Genomic DNA, 17,016 nt, shown 5'->3' on the forward strand with positions numbered 1-17,016 from the left:
CTGCCCTAATCCGGTGGGGGGCGGGCCGGGGGGCGGCCCCCCCCCGCCCCAACCCCCACACTTGTCCTGCGTCGGCCTGCGGAGTGAAGATAGCCGCTCACTTCCCCCCACTCCCCGCCACGCTTTCCCCGCCCCGGGTCAGGTAGTACGCGCCGAGGATCGGCAGCATGGTCACTATCATCACGAGCATCGCTACGACATTGGTTACTGGCACGTCCCGTGGGCGGCTGAGTTGGTTGAGCAGCCAGATGGGCAATGTGCGCTCATGCCCGGCGGTGAAGGTGGTGACGATGATTTCGTCGAACGACAGGGCAAACGCCAGCATGCCGCCGGCCAGCAGCGCCGAGCCCAGGTTGGGCATGATGATGTAGCGGAAGGTCTGCCAGCCATCGGCGCCGAGGTCCATCGAGGCTTCGATCAGGCTGTGGGACGTGCGGCGCAGGCGGGCGATAACGTTGTTGTAGACGATCACCACGCAGAAGGTCGCATGGCCGACGATGATGGTGAACATGCCCGGCTCGATCCCAAGGGTCTTGAACGCCGACAACAAGGCCAGCCCGGTGATGATGCCGGGCAGGGCGATGGGCAGAATCAGCATCAGCGAGATGCCGTCCTTGCCGAAGAAGTCCCGCCTGTACAACGCTGCCGAGGCCAGCGTCCCGAGCATCAATGCGATCAGCGTGGCGACGCAGGCGATTTGCAGCGAAAGCTTGATCGACTCCAGCACGTCAGGCCGCGCGAATGCCACGCCGATCCACTTCAGGGTGAAGCCTTTCGGCGGGAAGCTGAAGGCGGCGTCTTCGGTGTTGAAGGCGTAGACGAAGATGATCAGGATCGGAAAGTGCAGAAACATCAGACCGCCCCAGGCTGCGATCTTCAGGGCCCACGACGCTTTTTCAGAGTGCATCGAAAGCCCCCAGTCGTTTCACGATGGCCAGATAAACCGCGATCAGCACGATCGGCACCAGCGTGAATGCCGCCGCCATGGGCATATTGCCGATGGCGCCTTGCTGGGCGTAGACCATGCTGCCGATGAAATAGCCCGGCGGGCCGATCAGTTGCGGCACGATGAAATCCCCCAGGGTCAGCGAAAACGTGAAGATCGAGCCCGCTGCAATGCCCGGCACCGACAGCGGCAGAATCACCTGCATGAACGTCTGCCGGGGCGTGGCGCCAAGGTCGGCGGAAGCGTGCAGCAAGGAGGGCGGCAAGCGCTCGAGGGAGGCCTGAATCGGCCGGATCATGAACGGCAGCCAGATGTAGACGAACACCATGAATCGTCCCAGGTGGGAGGTCGACAAGGTGCTGCCGCCAATGCCGGGCACGCTCAACAGCCCCTGCAACACCGGCGCCAATCCCAGATGCTGAACGAACCATTGCGCGACGCCGCCTTTGGCCAGCAGCAGCGACCACGCGTAGGCCTTGACGATGTAACTGGCCCACATCGGCATCATCACCGCGATGTAAAAGAACGCCTTGGTTTTGCCGGTGGTGTAGCGCGCCATGTAATACGCGATGGGGAAGGCGATGATGGCGCTGGCGATGGACACTGCGACCGCCATGCTCAGGGTGCGGCGGATGACGTCGAAGTTGGCCGGGTTGAACAGCGCGCCGAAGTTCGCCAGGGTCAGGTCCGGCGTCACGGTCATGCTAAAGTCGTCGAAGGTATAGAAGCCCTGCCACAACAGGCCCAGCAGCGAGCCGAGGTAAACCGCGCCGAACCACAGCAGCGGCGGGATCAGCAGCAGTGACAGGTAAAGATTCGGGCGTCGATACAGCAGGCTGGAAAAGCGCCGGAGTGGCGATTGCCGTTGCATTGGCGCCGAGCCAGTGAACGTTTGACCCATCTCAATGCGCCTCGCCCGTCGCGATTTCTGGCGACTCACGTGGCGCGTCATGTAGCGCAATCATCGCTTCCCGCGCCCAGCATGCCGTCAGGCGTTGCCCCGGTTGATAGCGCGCGCCGGTGTCCAGCCATTGGCTGTTGGCCTGACTGACAGTGAGCGTCTGGCCGTTGTCCAGTTTGACCTCGTAGCGGGTGGCACTGCCCTGATATTGAATGTCGTGCAGCACGCCGCTGAGCTGAATGTCGTGCGTCGCAGTGCCGCTCTCGGCAAAACGGATGTGCTCGGGCCGAATCGAAAAAGCGCCCGGGCTGCCGGTCAATGCCTGCGCCAGTTCGCCGTGCACAACGTTGGAGGTGCCCACGAATTCCGCCACGAAGGTCGTCGCCGGTTTCATGTACAGATTGCGCGGCGTATCGACCTGCTCGATGCGGCCTTTGTTGAACACCGCTACCCGGTCCGACATCGACAGCGCTTCGGTCTGGTCGTGGGTGACGAAGATGAAGGTGATGCCCAGCTGGCGCTGCAGTTTCTTCAGCTCGCTCTGCATCTGTTCGCGCAGCTTCAGGTCGAGGGCGCCGAGGGGCTCGTCGAGCAGCAGCACCCGCGGCCGATTGACCAGTGCACGCGCCAGGGCCACACGCTGGCGCTGTCCGCCGGACAGTTGCACGGGTTTGCGCGCGCCATAGCCGTCGAGCGCCACCATGTTCAGGGCCTCGTCGGCTCGCTTGATCCGCTCGGCCTTGCCGACGCCTTTGACTTTCAGGCCATAGGCAACGTTGTCCCGCACGTTCATGTGCGGAAACAGCGCGTAGTCCTGAAACACCGTGTTGACGTCACGCTGGTACGGCGGCAGGCCGGCGGCTTCCTGGCCATGAATGCGAATCGAGCCGGCGCTGGGTTGCTCGAAGCCTGCGATCAGGCGCAGGCAGGTGGTCTTGCCGGAGCCTGAAGGGCCAAGCATGGAAAAGAACTCGCCGTCCTCAATGTCGATGGACACCCGGTCCACGGCTTTCACCTCGCCGAACAGCCGCGAGACCTGGGTGAACTGGACAGCGTGGGTCATGGCTTAACGCCCGCCCATGATCGCAATGTAATCCTGCGTCCAGCGGCTGTAGGGCACGTATTTGCCGCCCTCGGCCTGTGGGGTTTTCCAGAAGGCGATCTTGTCGAACAGGTCAAACCCGTTGGTCTCGCAACCCTCGGCGCCGAGCAGCTCGTTGCCCTTGCACGCGTCAGGCACCACCGGCAGGGAGCCGAACCAGGCCGCAACGTCGCCCTGAACTTTCGGTTGCAGCGACCAGTTCATCCATTTGTAGGCGCAGTTGGGGTGTTTGGCCTCGGCGTGCAACATCGTCGTGTCGGCCCAGCCGGTGGCGCCTTCCTGGGGGATGGTCGAGGCGACGGGCTGCTTGTCGGCGACCAGCCCGTTGACCATGTAACCCCACGAACTCGACGCTGCCACACCTTCGTTTTTCACGTCGCTCATCTGCACCGTCGCGTCATGCCAGTAGCGGTGAATCAGCGGCTGCTGAGCGCGAAGCAGGTCGAGTACCGCCTTGTACTGGGTCTCGGTGAGCTGGTAAGGGTCGACGATGTTCAGTTCCGGTTTGGCGGTCTTCAAATACAGCGCGGCGTCGGCGATGTAGATCGGCCCGTCGTAGGCCTGGACCCGGCCCTTGTTCGGTTTGCCGTCGGGCAAATCCTGCGGCTCGAACACCACGCTCCAGCTGACCGGCGGCGTCTTGAACACGTTGGTGTTGTACATCAGCACGTTCGGGCCCCATTGGTACGGCGTTCCATAGGTTTTGTTCTCGACCGTGTACCAGGGGCCGTCTTTCAGGCGCGGGTCGAGGGTCTTCCAGTTCGGGATCAATGTGGGGTCGATGGGCTGCACACGCTTGCCGGCGATCAGGCGCAACGACGCATCGCCCGACGCGGTGACCAGGTCGTACCCGCCCTTGGTCATCAGGCTGACCATCTCGTCGGAGGTTGCGGCGGTCTTGACGTTGACCTTGCAGCCGGTTTCCTGCTCGAAGCCGGTCACCCAGTCGTAGGCCTTGTCGCTTTCGCCGCGTTCGATGTAGCCCGGCCACGCCACGATATCCAGTTGCCCCTCGCCATCGCCCACCGCCGTGAGTGCTTCGGCGGCCTGCACCGCGCCGCTGGTGAATAGGGCGGTGATCACGGCGCTCAGAATCGCAGTCTTGTGCACGGACATGGTGGGTTTGCCTCATGGTGGTTGTTTGGGCAGAGATCGGTGGTGCAGAGCGTAGTGCCCCGTTCGAGCCTCGACAAACTTGGCGCAGCAAATACCGAGCCCATTCGTGCAGGGCGGATGCGGTTGAGCGAAAACCATCCGGCCTCTGGACGCTCAGTCGCCGCAACATTCAGAAGCAAACCCGCCCGGCGCGCGTCGGTGCCTTCGCCTTAACCTGCGGGTCGAATCGTCTGTCCCCCTTCTGAAGGTGAAGTCATGAACACGCGCGGTTTACTCGATCAACTGTTGAAATCCGGCCAGGACCTGCTGCAAAACAAGGCCGGCGCTCACGACAAGAGCGGCAAAAGCGGGCAAAACGGGCAGGGCGGTCTCGGCGATCTGCTCGGCAAAGTCGGTGGCAGCGGCCTGGGCGGCAAGCTGGGCGGCAGCCTTGGCGGGCTGCTCTCCGGGGCCGGTGGCGGCGCGTTGGCAGCGGGCGCGATGGGCTTGCTGATGGGCAACAAAGGCGCACGCAAAATGGGCGGCAAAGCGCTGACCTATGGCGGGCTCGCAGCGTTGGGCGTGCTGGCGTACAAGGCCTACGGAAACTGGCAGGCGAGTCAGGGTGTGGCGCAACCGGTTGAGCCGCAAACCGTGGACCGCGTGCCGCCGGCCCAGGTCGAGCAGCACAGCGAGGCCATCCTGCGGGCGCTGGTGGCAGCGGCCAAGGCCGACGGCCACGTTGACGACCGTGAACGCGAACTCATCGAAGGCGAGTTCACCCGCATCACCGGCGACAACGAACTGCAGCAATGGCTGCACGCTGAACTGAACAAGCCGCTGGACCCGGCCGATGTCGCCCGCGCGGCGCAGACCCCGGAAATCGCCGCCGAGATGTACCTGGCCAGCGTGATGATGGTCGACGAAGAACACTTCATGGAGCGCGCTTACCTGGACGAACTCGCCAGGCAGCTGAAGCTCGATCCCGCCCTCAAGACTGAGCTTGAGCACCAGGTGCGTCAGGCGCAGCCTTAAACCGTCAGCCTGTCCAGCGACCCGCCCCGGATACACCATCCGACACCCGCAAACCTGCCGGGTCAGGCCCAACAACCGTTGGGGTCTGACCCGCATTTCTCCCCCGTGCGCTGAACGTCCGCTGCAGACATCCGCCAACAACGCACTCGTACCATCAAGCAACGTCACATCAAGCCGATAGCGTGTAAGACACTTCCGATCTGGCTGTGTGATATGGCGTTTTCCTTGTCGGAAACAGCCCGTTTATTGGGAAGTCACTAGGCTATACTCCCGCTCGCTTTGGACCGTCCGTCGGTCCGCTTCTTGAACCCGGTCATGCCGGCGTTGAACCCTTGAGGGCTGACTGTGAAGAACTGGACGTTGCGTCAACGGATTTTGGCGAGCTTCGCTGTCATCATCGCCATCATGCTGTTGATGGTGATCGTGTCGTTCAATCGCCTGCTGGTGATCGAGAGCAGCGGCGATGCCGTACGACTGGACGCGCTGCCCGGCGTTTTCTACAGCAGCACCGTGCGCGGCGCATGGGTCGAAAGCTACGTAGCCACCCAGCATTTGCTCAGTGAAGGCGCCGGTCGCGACCTCACCAGCGCTGAAGAAGACCAGTACAAAGAATTCGAAGACCGCCTGCAGGCGCAGATCGTCAATTACCAGAAAAGCATCTTCGACGAATCGGATCGCAACGACTTCGCCCAGTTTCTGCAATTGCGCGAACGCTACCAGTTGGTGCTGAACGGTGTGCTCGCGGCTTATCAGGGCGACAACTACGCGCTGGCCCAACGGATTTTCGCCGAGCAACTCACCCCCACGTGGTTTGAGGGTCGTAAACAGCTCAACGCACTCGGCGCCAAGAACAAGGTGGTCGCCGACAAGGCGTCCGACGCCATTCAAGCCGCCGTCTCCAGCGCCAAAATCACTCTCGGCATTTCGTTGATCATTGCCTTGCTGGCGGCCGCGGCGTGCGGCCTATTGCTGATGCGCGCGATTCTGGCGCCGATGAATCGCATCGTGCAGATTCTCGAGACCATGCGCACCGGCGACCTGAGCACGCGGCTGGCGCTGGATCGCAACGATGAATTCGGATCAGTGCAGACTGGCTTCAACGACATGGTCGCCGAACTTGCGGCATTGGTGTCCCAGGCCCAGCGCTCGTCGATTCAGGTGACCACGTCGGTGACCGAGATTGCTGCCACCTCCAAGCAGCAACAGGCGACGGCCACGGAGACTGCTGCGACCACCACGGAAATCGGCGCCACGTCGCGGGAAATTGCCGCAACGTCCCGGGATCTGGTGCGCACCATGACCGAAGTAACCTCAGCGGCGGATCAGGCTTCGGTCCTGGCGGGCTCTGGTCAGCAAGGCCTGGCGCGCATGGAAGAAACCATGCACTCGGTCATGGGCGCGGCCGATCTGGTCAACTCCAAGCTGGCGATCCTCAATGAGAAGGCCGGCAACATCAATCAGGTCGTGGTGACCATCGTCAAGGTCGCCGACCAGACCAACCTGCTGTCGCTCAATGCCGCCATCGAAGCGGAAAAAGCCGGCGAATACGGCCGTGGTTTCGCTGTGGTCGCCACCGAAGTCCGGCGTCTGGCCGACCAGACCGCCGTGGCCACCTACGACATCGAGCAGATGGTTCGCGAGATCCAGTCGGCGGTGTCGGCGGGCGTCATGGGCATGGACAAGTTCTCCGAAGAAGTGCGTCGCGGCATGTACGAAGTGACCCAGGTCGGCGAGCAGCTTTCGCAGATCATCCATCAAGTGCAGGCCCTGGCGCCGCGTGTGTTGATGGTCAACGAAGGCATGCAGGCTCAGGCCACTGGCGCCGAACAGATCAACCAGGCGCTGGTGCAGTTGGGTGATGCCAGCAGCCAGACCGTCGAATCCCTGCGTCAGGCCAGCTTCGCCATCGACGAGCTCAGCCAGGTGGCGGTGGGGCTGCGTAGCGGCGTTTCGCGTTTCAAGGTCTGAGTCAGGCCCATGATCGAGCATTCAGCCAAGCGCAGCATTGCGGTGTCGCCGAAGAACAAGCTGTTTCTGCTGTTCCGCATCGGTGCGGAACGCTACGCGCTGCAAGCGACAGAAGTCGCCGAAGTGCTGCCACGGCTGATGCTCAAGCCCATCGCCCAAGCGCCGCACTGGGTCGCGGGTGTGTTTGCCCACCGAGGTGCGATTGTCCCGGTCATCGATCTCAGCGCGCTGACCTTCGGCCATCCCGCCCCGTTGCGTACCAGCACACGGCTGGTGTTGGTGCACTACCGCCTCGGCGGCGATCGCCCGCCGCGTGAGTTGGGCCTGATCCTCGAACAGGCAACCGACACGTTGCGCTGCTCGCCCCATGAATTCAAAGCCTACGGCCTGGACAACTCGCAGGCGCCGTACCTGGGCCCGGTGCGCGAGGACGAACACGGCCTGCTGCAATGGATACGTGTGGATGACTTGCTCAGTGACGCCGTGCGCGAACTGTTGTTTCCCGAGGAGCCCATGAGCCTGGATGCCTTCGAGGCGGCGCCATGAGCAGCGACGCGCGTTTCTTCGCCTTTCTCAAGGACCGCATCGGGCTGGACGTCGCGTCGGTGGGCGAGGCGATCATTGAGCGCGCCGTGCGTCAGCGCTGCACGCTGTCCATGGCTCGGGACCACGACGACTACTGGCAGACGCTGCTGGTTTCGGCGGACGAGCAACAGGCGCTGATCGAAGCGGTGATCGTCCCCGAAACCTGGTTTTTCCGTTACCCGGAATCCTTCGCCACCCTCGGCAAGCTGGCCAACGCCCGGTTGGCGCAGCTCAATGGCGTGCGTCCGCTTCGGATTCTCAGCCTGCCGTGCTCCACCGGCGAAGAGCCTTATTCCATCGCCATGGCGCTGTTTGACGCCGGTCTGCGCGGGCCGCAGTTCAGCGTTGAGGCGGTAGACATCAGCCCGCTTTCAATCCAGCGCGCGCGCCAGGGCGTGTATGGCAAGAACTCCTTTCGCGGCGACCAGCTGGGTTTCCGTGAGCGTTTTTTCAGCGCGGTCGAGGAGGGCTATCGACTGGAGGAGCGGGTGCGTGATCAGGTCCGCTTTCAGTCCGGCAACCTGCTCGATCCCTCCATGCCGGTGGCGCAGTCGGCCTACGATTTCGTGTTCTGCCGCAACCTGCTGATCTACTTCGACGTCGACACCCAGCGTCAGGGTTTTGATGCGCTGAAACGCATGACCCGCGACGACGGCGTGCTGTTCATCGGTCCCGCCGAGGGCAGCCTGCTCGGGCGCATGGGCATGGTGTCGATTGGCATTCCCCAATCGTTCGCCTTTCGTCGGCGTGACGAGGCCACCTCCGAACCCCACAGCATCTGGACTGCCCCAGCCATGGCGCCGTCGCGAAGCGATTCATCGCCTGCTCAGCCAACGTCTGCTTACCCAACATCGGCCCTGTCGCGCGGCGCTCGTAAACCGCAGCCCTTTGCGCCGAGGTTGTTGAATGATCCTGCGCTGAGCGAAGAACGCAGGGCTGCGCTCAGACCCGACATCAAAGCGGTGGCGGCGCCGGGCGCGGGCAACGGCGACGCTACCGAGTTATTGCGCAGCATCGCGGCCCTTGCCAACGAAGGCCGCAGTGCCGAGGCGAAGGTGGCCTGCGAGCAGTACCTCAAGCGCTTCGAACCCGTGGCGCCGGTGTTCTACTGGCTGGGCCTGCTCAGCGAAGTGGCAGGGGAGGCGAGCGCGGCACAAGGGTTTTATCGCAAGGCGTTGTATCTGCAACCGCAGCATCCGGAAACCCTGGCGCAACTGGCCGCGCTGCTCGCCGCCCAGGGCGATAGCGCAGGGGCCCGGCGGCTGCAGGAGCGCGCGGCACGGGGTGTCACTAAAGAAGGACGCAGCGGATGAGTCGCGTACACACAGAGCTGGTCAGCGACACCGCCGAGGCGATCGACGACTGCTGGAACCGCATCGGCATCCATGGCGACCGGTCCTGCCCGCTACTTGCCGATCATATTCATTGCCGCAACTGCTCGGTGTACTCGGCAGCGGCAACACGCTTGCTCGACCGTTACTCGCTGGCCCAGGAGCAGCGCGTGTCGATGCACACCGATGCGCTGGCCGTCGACGTCGAAACCCGCTCGACCGTGGTGTTTCGTCTCGGCGAAGAGTGGCTCGGCCTGCCGACCCGGTGTCTGGTGGAAGTGTCGCCGGTGCAAGCCATTCATTCGCTTCCACATCAGCGTTCCCGGGCCTTGCTGGGCGTTGCCAATGTGCGCGGCGCCCTGGTGGCCTGCCTGTCGTTCGTCGAACTGCTCGGGCTGGACCCTTCAGTCGCGCCGGTCGGAGATGCCCGCACAATGCCGCGCATGCTGATTGTTTCGGCAGACGGCGGTCCGGTGGTGATGCCGGTGGACGAGGTTGACGGCATTCATGCCATCGAAGCGCGCCTGCTGGACACCGCCTCGGCGTCGGCACAGAACAACAACGCACGCTTCACCCGAGGCGTCGTGCAATGGAAGAACCGCAGCCTGCGCCTGCTCGATGAAGACCAGCTCTTGTCGGCCGTGAACCGGAGCCTGACATGACGCCCGATCAAATGCGCGACGCGTCGCTGTTCGAACTCTTCACCCTGGAGGCGGAAGCCCAGACTCAGGTGTTGAGCGCGGGCCTGCTGGCCCTTGAGCGCAATCCGACTCAGGCTGATCAACTGGAAGCGTGCATGCGCGCGGCCCATTCGCTGAAAGGCGCGGCGCGGATTGTCGGGGTCAACGCGGGCGTCAGCGTTTCCCACGTCATGGAAGACTGCCTGGTCAGCGCCCAGGAAGGCCGATTGCACCTGCTGCCCGAGCACATCGACGCCTTGCTGATGGGCACCGATTTGCTGATGCGCATCGCCACGCCCGGCGCCAGCGTGCCTCAGGCGGATGTGGACGGCTATGTGGCGCTGATGAACAACATGGTCAGCGCCGATCCGGCCATGAAAGCCATGCTGGTGCCCACCGCGTTGCCTTCCCTTGAAGACATCCTGCTTGCCAACGCGCAGTCGCTGGTCACCTCGCTTCAGTCTGCGCAGGATTCGGCCGCCGAAGAACTGGCCGCCGCCGTCGTCGAGCCCGTTGCCGACCTGGCGCCTAAAGCAGATGGCCCCGGTGAACGACGTGTGGCCGAGACCGGTGAAAGGGTCCTGCGCGTCACCGCCGAACGCTTGAACAACCTGCTGGACCTGTCGAGCAAGTCGCTGGTCGAGACCCAACGGTTGAAGCCTTATCTGGCCGCGATGCAGCGGGTCAAACGCACGCAGACCGGCGCCACCCGAGCACTGGACAGTCTTGAAGCCTTGCTCGGCGCCAACACCGATCCCGACGCGCAAAAGGCGCTGGAGGAAGCGCGGCGTCTGCTCGGCGAAGCGCAGCATTTGCTGATTCAACAGACGGCCGATCTCGATGAGTTCGGCTGGCAGGCGTCGCAACGCGCGCAACTGCTCTACGACACCGCGCTGGCCTGCCGCATGCGCCCGTTTGCCGATGTGCTGGTGGGTCAGGCGCGCATGGTCCGGGATCTGGGGCGCTCGCTGGGCAAGCAGGTGCGCCTGGAAATCGACGGCGAAAAGACTCAGGTCGATCGCGATGTGCTGGAAAAACTCGAAGCACCGCTGACCCATTTGCTGCGCAACGCGGTCGACCACGGCATCGAACTGCCCGCACAGCGCCTCGCCTGCGGCAAGCCGGCCGAGGGGCTGATTCAATTGAAGGCCTCGCACCAGGCCGGGCTGCTGGTGGTCGAGCTGATCGATGATGGCGCCGGCGTCGACCTCGAACGCCTGCGCCTGAATATTATTGAGCGCAAGCTCTCGCCCGCCGAAACCGCTGCGCAGTTGAGCGAGGAAGAACTGCTGAGCTTCCTGTTCCTGCCCGGTTTCAGCATGCGCGACACGGTCACCGAAGTGTCTGGCCGAGGCGTCGGCCTGGACGCGGTCCAACACATGATTCGGCAACTGCGTGGCGGCGTCGAAATGGACCAGCGCGCCGGGCAGGGCAGCCGTTTCCATCTGGAAGTGCCGCTGACCTTGTCGGTAGTGCGCAGTCTGGTGGTGGACGTTGGCGGCGAAGCGTATGCCTTTCCGCTGGCGCACATCGAGCGGATGCGTGACGTGCGCGCCGACGAGATCGTTCAGCTGGAAGGGCGTCAGCATTTCTGGCACGAGGAGCGGCATGTCGGGCTGGTCGCCGCCACGCAGTTGCTCAACCGTCCGGCCAGCCAGCACAGTGAAGACGTGCTCAAAGTGGTGGTCATTCGCGAGCGCGATGCCGTGTATGGCGTCGCCGTGGAACGCTTCATCGGCGAACGCACGCTGGTGGTCCTGCCGCTGGATCCGCGCCTGGGCAAGGTTCAGGACATTTCCGCGGGCGCCTTGCTCGACGATGGCTCGGCGGTGCTGATCATCGACGTCGAAGACATGCTGCGTTCGGTGGAGAAATTGCTCAATACCGGACGCCTGGCGCGCATTGACCGGCGCAGCCAGCAGGCGGACACCCAAGCCCGTAAGCGCGTGCTGGTGGTCGATGATTCGCTGACGGTGCGCGAGCTGGAGCGCAAGTTGCTGGCCAGCCGGGGTTACGAAGTCGCCGTGGCCGTGGATGGCATGGACGGCTGGAACGCCTTGCGCGGTGAGGATTTCGACTTGCTCATCACCGACATCGACATGCCCCGCATGGACGGCATCGAACTGGTGACGCTGGTGCGCCGCGACAGCCGCCTGCAATCGCTGCCAGTGATGGTGGTGTCGTACAAGGACCGTGAAGAAGATCGCCGTCGCGGCCTGGACGCTGGCGCCGATTACTATCTGGCCAAGGCCAGTTTCCATGACGACGCGCTGCTCGATGCGGTCGTTGAGTTGATAGGAGATGCGCAGGGATGAAGATTGCCATCGTCAACGACATGCCCATGGCAGTGGAGGCGTTGCGCCGCGCGCTGGCCTTTGAGCCGGCGCACCAGATTGCCTGGGTGGCCAGCAATGGCGCCGAGGCGGTGGAGCGTTGCGCGCAGCTGACGCCCGACCTGATCCTGATGGACCTGATCATGCCGGTGATGGACGGCGTGGAGGCCACTCGACGTATTATGGCGGCGACGCCGTGCGCCATCGTCATCGTCACCGTGGACCGCGAGCAGAATGTGCATCGGGTGTTCGAAGCCATGGGCCATGGCGCGCTGGACGTGGTCGACACGCCCGCGCTGGGTGCCGGCAACCCCAAGGATGCCGCCGCGCCTTTGTTGCGCAAGATACTTAATATAGGCTGGCTCATTGGCGAGCGGGACACGCGGATTCGCCCTGTGCCGCCACCGGTGCGCGAGTCGGCACAGCGTCAGCGGTTGATCGCGATCGGCTCATCGGCCGGCGGCCCCGCTGCACTGGAAATACTGCTCAAGGCGCTGCCGACGGATTTCCCGGCCGCCATCGTACTGGTGCAGCATGTGGATCAGGTGTTCGCCGAAGGGATGGCGCAATGGCTGAGCAGCTCTTCGGGGCTGGAGGTCAGGCTGGCGCGCCATGGCGAGCCGCCGCAAGTGGGCACGGTGCTGCTGGCAGGCACCAACCACCATATTCGTCTGCTCAGGAACGGCACGCTGGCGTACACCGCAGAGCCGGTTAACGAAATTTACAGGCCCTCCATCGACGTGTTTTTCGAAAGTGTGGCCAGCTATTGGAATGGTGACGCAGTGGGTGTTTTGTTGACCGGCATGGGCCGTGATGGTGCGCAGGGACTCAAGCTGATGCGTCAGCGGGGCTTTCTCACCATCGCCCAGAATCAGGAAAGCTGTGCGGTGTATGGCATGCCCAAAGCGGCCGCGGCCATCGACGCCGCCACGGAAATTCGCTCTCTGGAATCGATTGCACCTCGCTTGAAGGAGGTATTCACCCAATGAATTTCCAGGTGATTTCACAGCCGACCTGTGACCAGGAGACCCCGAATGCATGATTTGCAACTGGACGATCTGCACGCCACGGATGAAAACGCTGCCATGGTGTTGCTCGTCGACGATCAGGCCATGATCGGCGAGGCCGTCCGACGTGGGCTGGCACAGGAAGAAAACATCGACTTCCACTTCTGCGCGGACCCTCATCAGGCGATTGCCCAAGCGATCCTGATCAAGCCGACGGTCATTCTTCAGGACCTGGTCATGCCCGGCCTCGACGGCCTGACGCTGGTGCGTGAGTACCGCAGCAATCCGAAGACCCGGGACATCCCGATCATCGTGCTTTCGACCAAGGAAGATCCGCTGATCAAGAGCGCCGCCTTTGCCGCCGGGGCCAACGATTACCTGGTCAAACTGCCGGACAACATCGAACTGGTCGCGCGCATTCGTTACCACTCGCGTTCGTACATGACGCTGCTGCAGCGCGATGAAGCCTATCGTGCGTTGCGCGTCAGCCAGCAACAGCTGCTCGACACCAACCTGGTGCTGCAACGCCTGATGAACTCCGACGGCTTGACCGGCCTGTCCAACCGCCGTCACTTCGACGAGTACCTGGAGCTGGAATGGCGCCGTTCTACCCGTGAGCAGACGCAGATCTCGCTGTTGATGATCGACGTGGATTACTTCAAGGCCTACAACGACGCCTTCGGGCATCTCGAAGGTGACGAAGCCCTGCGTCAGGTCGCCAAAGCCATCCGCGCCAACTCCAGCCGTCCCTCCGATCTGCCCGCACGTTACGGCGGCGAAGAGTTCGCGCTGGTGCTGCCCAATACCTCCCCGGGTGGCGCACGTTTGCTGGCGGAAAAACTGCGCCAGACCATCGCCAGCATGAACATCCCCCACGTCGCGCCCAGCCAAGGCTCCAGCCTGACGGTCAGCATCGGTCTCGCCACTGTCGTCCCGCAAGTGGGCAGCCACAGCCGCCAGCTGATTCAGACTGCGGATCAGGGGCTGTACGCGGCGAAGCATAACGGGCGCAATCAGGTGGCGATGGGGTAGGGCGAGTATCCACATACCTGCGCGCTCCGGGCGTAACCAGGTGATGTCCCCGCAAAGAACGACGATCACGACCCAGCCCTGCCCAACGGGCTGCCATCGGGGGGTTCGCTGCGCTATACTCGCCGGCTTTGTGAAAATCGCCTGCGAGTGCTGCCCACCATGGAAATCAACCCGATCCTAAACAGCATCAAGGACCTGTCCGAGCGCTCCGAAACCATTCGGGGGTATCTTTGACTACGATCACAAACATGATCGTCTGACCGAAGTTAACCGCGAGCTCGAAGATCCAAACGTCTGGAACAACCCGTCGTACGCCCAGGAACTGGGCCGCGAGCGTTCGCTGCTGGCGCAGATCGTCGACACCCTCGACGAAATGAGCACCGGCCTGGTGGATGCCAAGGACCTGTTGCTGATGTCCGCCGAAGAAGAAGACCAGGCCGCCGTAGACGACGTTGCCGCTGAAGTCGAGCGTCTTCGCGAGGCCCTGGAAAAACTGGAATTCCGTCGCATGTTCAGCGGCGAGATGGACCAGAACAACGCCTACCTGGACATCCAGGCCGGTTCCGGCGGCACCGAAGCCCAGGACTGGGCGAACATCCTGTTGCGCATGTACCTGCGCTGGGCCGACAAGCGCGGCTTCGACGCGACCATCATGGAGCTGTCGGCCGGTGAAGTCGCCGGCATCAAAGGCGCCACGGTCCACATCAAGGGCGAATACGCATTCGGCTGGCTGCGCACCGAAATCGGCGTACACCGTCTGGTCCGCAAGAGCCCGTTCGACTCCGGCAACCGCCGCCACACCTCGTTCTCGGCCGTGTTCGTGTCGCCGGAAATCGATGACAACATCGAAATCGACATCAACCCGTCGGACCTGCGCATCGACACCTACCGCTCCTCGGGCGCCGGTGGTCAGCACGTCAACACCACCGACTCGGCGGTCCGGATCACCCACGTTCCGACCAACACCGTGGTCAGCTGCCAGAACGAACGTTCCCAGCACGCCAACAAAGACACCGCGATGAAGATGCTGCGGGCGCGCTTGTACGAGCAGGAAGTGCAGAAACGCAACGCGGCCTCCCAAGCGCTGGAAGACACCAAGTCGGACATCGGCTGGGGTCACCAGATCCGTTCGTACGTGCTCGATGCCTCGCGCATCAAGGACCTGCGCACCAGCGTCGAACGCAGCGATTGCGACAAGGTGCTCGATGGCGACATCGACGAATACCTGATCGCGAGCCTCAAACAGGGCCTGTAATCGCCACACCACTGTTGCGGGTCGGGCGCGTCATCATGACGTCGCCGCCCGCGATCCTTCGTCGCGCTTCCCGGCCAGACGAAGGGCCACGAACCTGTGATGGATAATCAAGACATGAGCGACCAACAACTCGACCCGCAAGCCCAGCAACAGGAAGAAAACAGCCTGATCGCCCTGCGCAAGGAAAAACTTGCGGCCGAGCGCGCCAAGGGCAACGCCTTCCCGAACGACTTCCGTCGCGAAAACTACTGCAACGACCTGCAGAAACAGTACGCGGACAAGACCAAGGAAGAGCTGGCTGAAGCGGCGATTCCGGTCAAGGTTGCCGGGCGCATCATGCTCAACCGTGGCTCGTTCATGGTGATTCAGGACATGACCGGTCGCATCCAGGTCTATGTCAACCGCAAGACGCTGTCGGAAGAAACCCTGGCCTCGGTGAAAACCTGGGACATGGGCGACATCATTGCAGCCGAAGGCACCCTGGCCCGTTCCGGGAAGGGCGACCTGTACGTCGAAATGACCAATGTCCGCCTGCTGACCAAGTCCCTGCGTCCGCTGCCCGACAAGCACCATGGCCTGGTCGATACCGAGCAGCGTTATCGCCAGCGTTACGTCGACCTGATCGTCAACGAAGACGTCCGCGAAACCTTCCGTGTTCGCTCCAAAGTCATCGCCCACATCCGCAGCTTCCTGATGCAGCGCGACTTCCTTGAAGTCGAAACGCCGATGCTGCAGACCATCCCGGGCGGCGCTGCGGCCAAGCCGTTCGAGACGCACCACAACGCGCTGGACCTGGAAATGTTCCTGCGCATCGCGCCGGAGCTGTACCTCAAGCGTCTGGTTGTGGGTGGCTTCGAGAAAGTGTTCGAGATCAACCGCAACTTCCGTAACGAAGGCGTTTCGACCCGGCACAACCCCGAGTTCACCATGCTCGAGTTCTACCAGGCCTACGCTGATTACGAAGACAACATGGACCTGACCGAGGAGCTGTTCCGTGAGCTGGCCCAGCTGGTGCTCGGCAGCACCGACGTGCCGTATGGCGACAAGGTGTTCCACTTCGGCGAGCCGTTTGCGCGTCTGTCGGTGTTCGACTCGATCCTCAAGTACAACCCCGAGCTGACCGCCGATGACCTGAACGACATCGACAAGGCCCGCGCCATCGCCAAGAAAGCCGGCGCCAAGGTGCTGGGTTTCGAAGGTCTGGGCAAGCTGCAGGTGATGATTTTCGAAGAGCTGGTCGAGCACAAGCTGGAGCAGCCGCACTTCATCACCCAGTACCCGTTCGAAGTGTCGCCGCTGGCCCGTCGCAACGATGACAACCCGAACGTCACCGACCGCTTCGAGCTGTTCATCGGCGGCCGCGAAATCGCCAACGCCTATTCCGAGTTGAACGACGCGGAAGACCAGGCCGAGCGTTTCATGGCTCAGGTGGCGGACAAGGATGCGGGCGACGACGAGGCCATGCACTACGACGCAGACTTCGTCCGTGCGCTGGAATACGGTATGCCGCCGACCGCGGGCGAGGGCATCGGCATCGACCGTCTGGTCATGCTGCTGACCAACTCGCCGTCCATTCGGGACGTCATCCTGTTCCCGCACATGCGGCCGCAAGCCTAAGCGTCAAAAAAAGCCGCCTGCGCAGGGCGGCTTTTTTTTGTCTGTTCGTAGTGCGCGGCTGCATTTGGAAAGGCTATCGCGAGCAAGCTCACTCCTGCAGGGGCACTCCGCCGATTGCAGGAGTGAGCT

The 17,016-nt window shown here is 62.9% G+C and carries 14 protein-coding genes; 10 read left to right on the forward strand and 4 right to left on the reverse strand.

Going from position 1 to position 17,016, the window contains the following annotated elements; genetic code table 11:
- Nucleotides 1-97: 97 nt before the first annotated feature.
- From QMX88_RS24485 to ydcS, 4 genes are read right to left on the reverse strand one after another with little or no spacing between them, the layout of a single operon-like run.
- Entirely contained in the window at nt 98-907 is an 810-nt protein-coding gene (locus QMX88_RS24485; RefSeq protein ID WP_282372835.1) for an ABC transporter permease, read from the reverse strand.
- Complete coding sequence (locus QMX88_RS24490) at nt 897-1,817, reverse strand: ABC transporter permease (RefSeq protein WP_282372844.1); 921 nt, start codon at nt 1,815-1,817, stop codon at nt 897-899. Before QMX88_RS24490 ends, QMX88_RS24485 begins: the two co-directional genes overlap by 11 nt.
- A gap of 31 nt (nt 1,818-1,848) precedes the next feature.
- The gene (locus QMX88_RS24495; protein WP_282372836.1) at nt 1,849-2,910 is read right to left on the reverse strand and encodes an ABC transporter ATP-binding protein; all 1,062 of its coding nucleotides are present in this window, start codon (nt 2,908-2,910) and stop codon (nt 1,849-1,851) included.
- Between the two features lie 3 nt (nt 2,911-2,913).
- Nucleotides 2,914-4,065 carry a putative ABC transporter substrate-binding protein YdcS gene (gene ydcS / locus QMX88_RS24500; protein WP_192170785.1) on the reverse strand — a complete coding sequence of 384 codons (1,152 nt, stop codon included), beginning with the start codon at nt 4,063-4,065 and terminating at the stop codon, nt 2,914-2,916.
- A 255-nt stretch (nt 4,066-4,320) separates the two neighbouring features.
- On the opposite strand from ydcS, the gene QMX88_RS24505 reads away from it, so the two are divergent.
- The 10 genes from QMX88_RS24505 (at nt 4,321) to lysS (ending at nt 16,887) form a co-directional block, all read left to right on the forward strand.
- Nucleotides 4,321-5,079, forward strand: coding sequence for a tellurite resistance TerB family protein (locus tag QMX88_RS24505; RefSeq protein WP_192170786.1), 759 nt, complete (start codon nt 4,321-4,323; stop codon nt 5,077-5,079).
- A 405-nt stretch (nt 5,080-5,484) separates the two neighbouring features.
- Nucleotides 5,485-7,047, forward strand: coding sequence for a methyl-accepting chemotaxis protein (locus tag QMX88_RS24510; RefSeq protein WP_244655837.1), 1,563 nt, complete (start codon nt 5,485-5,487; stop codon nt 7,045-7,047).
- Nucleotides 7,048-7,056: 9 nt separating this feature from the next.
- Complete coding sequence (locus QMX88_RS24515; RefSeq protein WP_282372838.1) at nt 7,057-7,593, forward strand: chemotaxis protein CheW; 537 nt, start codon at nt 7,057-7,059, stop codon at nt 7,591-7,593.
- Nucleotides 7,590-8,945: a CheR family methyltransferase gene (locus tag QMX88_RS24520; RefSeq protein ID WP_282372840.1), complete on the forward strand. Its 1,356-nt coding sequence runs from the start codon at nt 7,590-7,592 to the stop codon at nt 8,943-8,945. The genes QMX88_RS24515 and QMX88_RS24520 overlap by 4 nt, the downstream gene beginning before the upstream one ends.
- Nucleotides 8,942-9,625, forward strand: coding sequence for a chemotaxis protein CheW (locus tag QMX88_RS24525; RefSeq protein ID WP_282372841.1), 684 nt, complete (start codon nt 8,942-8,944; stop codon nt 9,623-9,625). Before QMX88_RS24520 ends, QMX88_RS24525 begins: the two co-directional genes overlap by 4 nt.
- Entirely contained in the window at nt 9,622-11,958 is a 2,337-nt protein-coding gene (locus tag QMX88_RS24530; protein WP_192170791.1) for a hybrid sensor histidine kinase/response regulator, read from the forward strand. The genes QMX88_RS24525 and QMX88_RS24530 overlap by 4 nt, the downstream gene beginning before the upstream one ends.
- Nucleotides 11,955-12,965 (forward strand): chemotaxis response regulator protein-glutamate methylesterase, encoded by a 1,011-nt coding sequence (locus tag QMX88_RS24535; RefSeq protein WP_282372842.1) that lies wholly within the window; start codon nt 11,955-11,957, stop codon nt 12,963-12,965. The genes QMX88_RS24530 and QMX88_RS24535 overlap by 4 nt, the downstream gene beginning before the upstream one ends.
- 45 nt (nt 12,966-13,010) lie before the next feature.
- Nucleotides 13,011-14,015, forward strand: coding sequence for a response regulator (locus QMX88_RS24540; RefSeq protein WP_192170793.1), 1,005 nt, complete (start codon nt 13,011-13,013; stop codon nt 14,013-14,015).
- A gap of 159 nt (nt 14,016-14,174) precedes the next feature.
- Nucleotides 14,175-15,270 (forward strand): peptide chain release factor 2 gene (prfB, locus tag QMX88_RS24545; protein ID WP_108120905.1). Its coding sequence is split into 2 segments (ribosomal slippage): nt 14,175-14,246 and nt 14,248-15,270, totalling 1,095 coding nucleotides; the frame shifts between segments, so codons are not numbered across the junction.
- A gap of 114 nt (nt 15,271-15,384) precedes the next feature.
- Nucleotides 15,385-16,887 carry a lysine--tRNA ligase gene (gene lysS / locus QMX88_RS24550; RefSeq protein ID WP_282372843.1) on the forward strand — a complete coding sequence of 501 codons (1,503 nt, stop codon included), beginning with the start codon at nt 15,385-15,387 and terminating at the stop codon, nt 16,885-16,887.
- Nucleotides 16,888-17,016: the final 129 nt, after the last annotated feature.

Origin of the sequence: Pseudomonas sp. PS02290 (assembly GCF_029960075.1) — a bacterium.
Classification (GTDB): Bacteria; Pseudomonadota; Gammaproteobacteria; order Pseudomonadales; family Pseudomonadaceae; genus Aquipseudomonas.

Bases quoted from the DNA above. Each gene is read 5' to 3' on its own strand.
- QMX88_RS24485 (WP_282372835.1), bottom strand. From the start codon at position 907: ATGCACTCTGAAAAAGCGTCGTGGGCCCTGAAGATCGCAGCCTGGGGC.
- QMX88_RS24490 (WP_282372844.1), bottom strand. From the start codon at position 1,817: ATGCAACGGCAATCGCCACTCCGGCGCTTTTCCAGCCTGCTGTATCGA.
- QMX88_RS24495 (WP_282372836.1), bottom strand. From the start codon at position 2,910: ATGACCCACGCTGTCCAGTTCACCCAGGTCTCGCGGCTGTTCGGCGAG.
- ydcS (WP_192170785.1), bottom strand. From the start codon at position 4,065: ATGTCCGTGCACAAGACTGCGATTCTGAGCGCCGTGATCACCGCCCTA.
- QMX88_RS24505 (WP_192170786.1), top strand. From the start codon at position 4,321: ATGAACACGCGCGGTTTACTCGATCAACTGTTGAAATCCGGCCAGGAC.
- QMX88_RS24510 (WP_244655837.1), top strand. From the start codon at position 5,485: ATGCTGTTGATGGTGATCGTGTCGTTCAATCGCCTGCTGGTGATCGAG.
- QMX88_RS24515 (WP_282372838.1), top strand. From the start codon at position 7,057: ATGATCGAGCATTCAGCCAAGCGCAGCATTGCGGTGTCGCCGAAGAAC.
- QMX88_RS24520 (WP_282372840.1), top strand. From the start codon at position 7,590: ATGAGCAGCGACGCGCGTTTCTTCGCCTTTCTCAAGGACCGCATCGGG.
- QMX88_RS24525 (WP_282372841.1), top strand. From the start codon at position 8,942: ATGAGTCGCGTACACACAGAGCTGGTCAGCGACACCGCCGAGGCGATC.
- QMX88_RS24530 (WP_192170791.1), top strand. From the start codon at position 9,622: ATGACGCCCGATCAAATGCGCGACGCGTCGCTGTTCGAACTCTTCACC.
- QMX88_RS24535 (WP_282372842.1), top strand. From the start codon at position 11,955: ATGAAGATTGCCATCGTCAACGACATGCCCATGGCAGTGGAGGCGTTG.
- QMX88_RS24540 (WP_192170793.1), top strand. From the start codon at position 13,011: ATGCATGATTTGCAACTGGACGATCTGCACGCCACGGATGAAAACGCT.
- lysS (WP_282372843.1), top strand. From the start codon at position 15,385: ATGAGCGACCAACAACTCGACCCGCAAGCCCAGCAACAGGAAGAAAAC.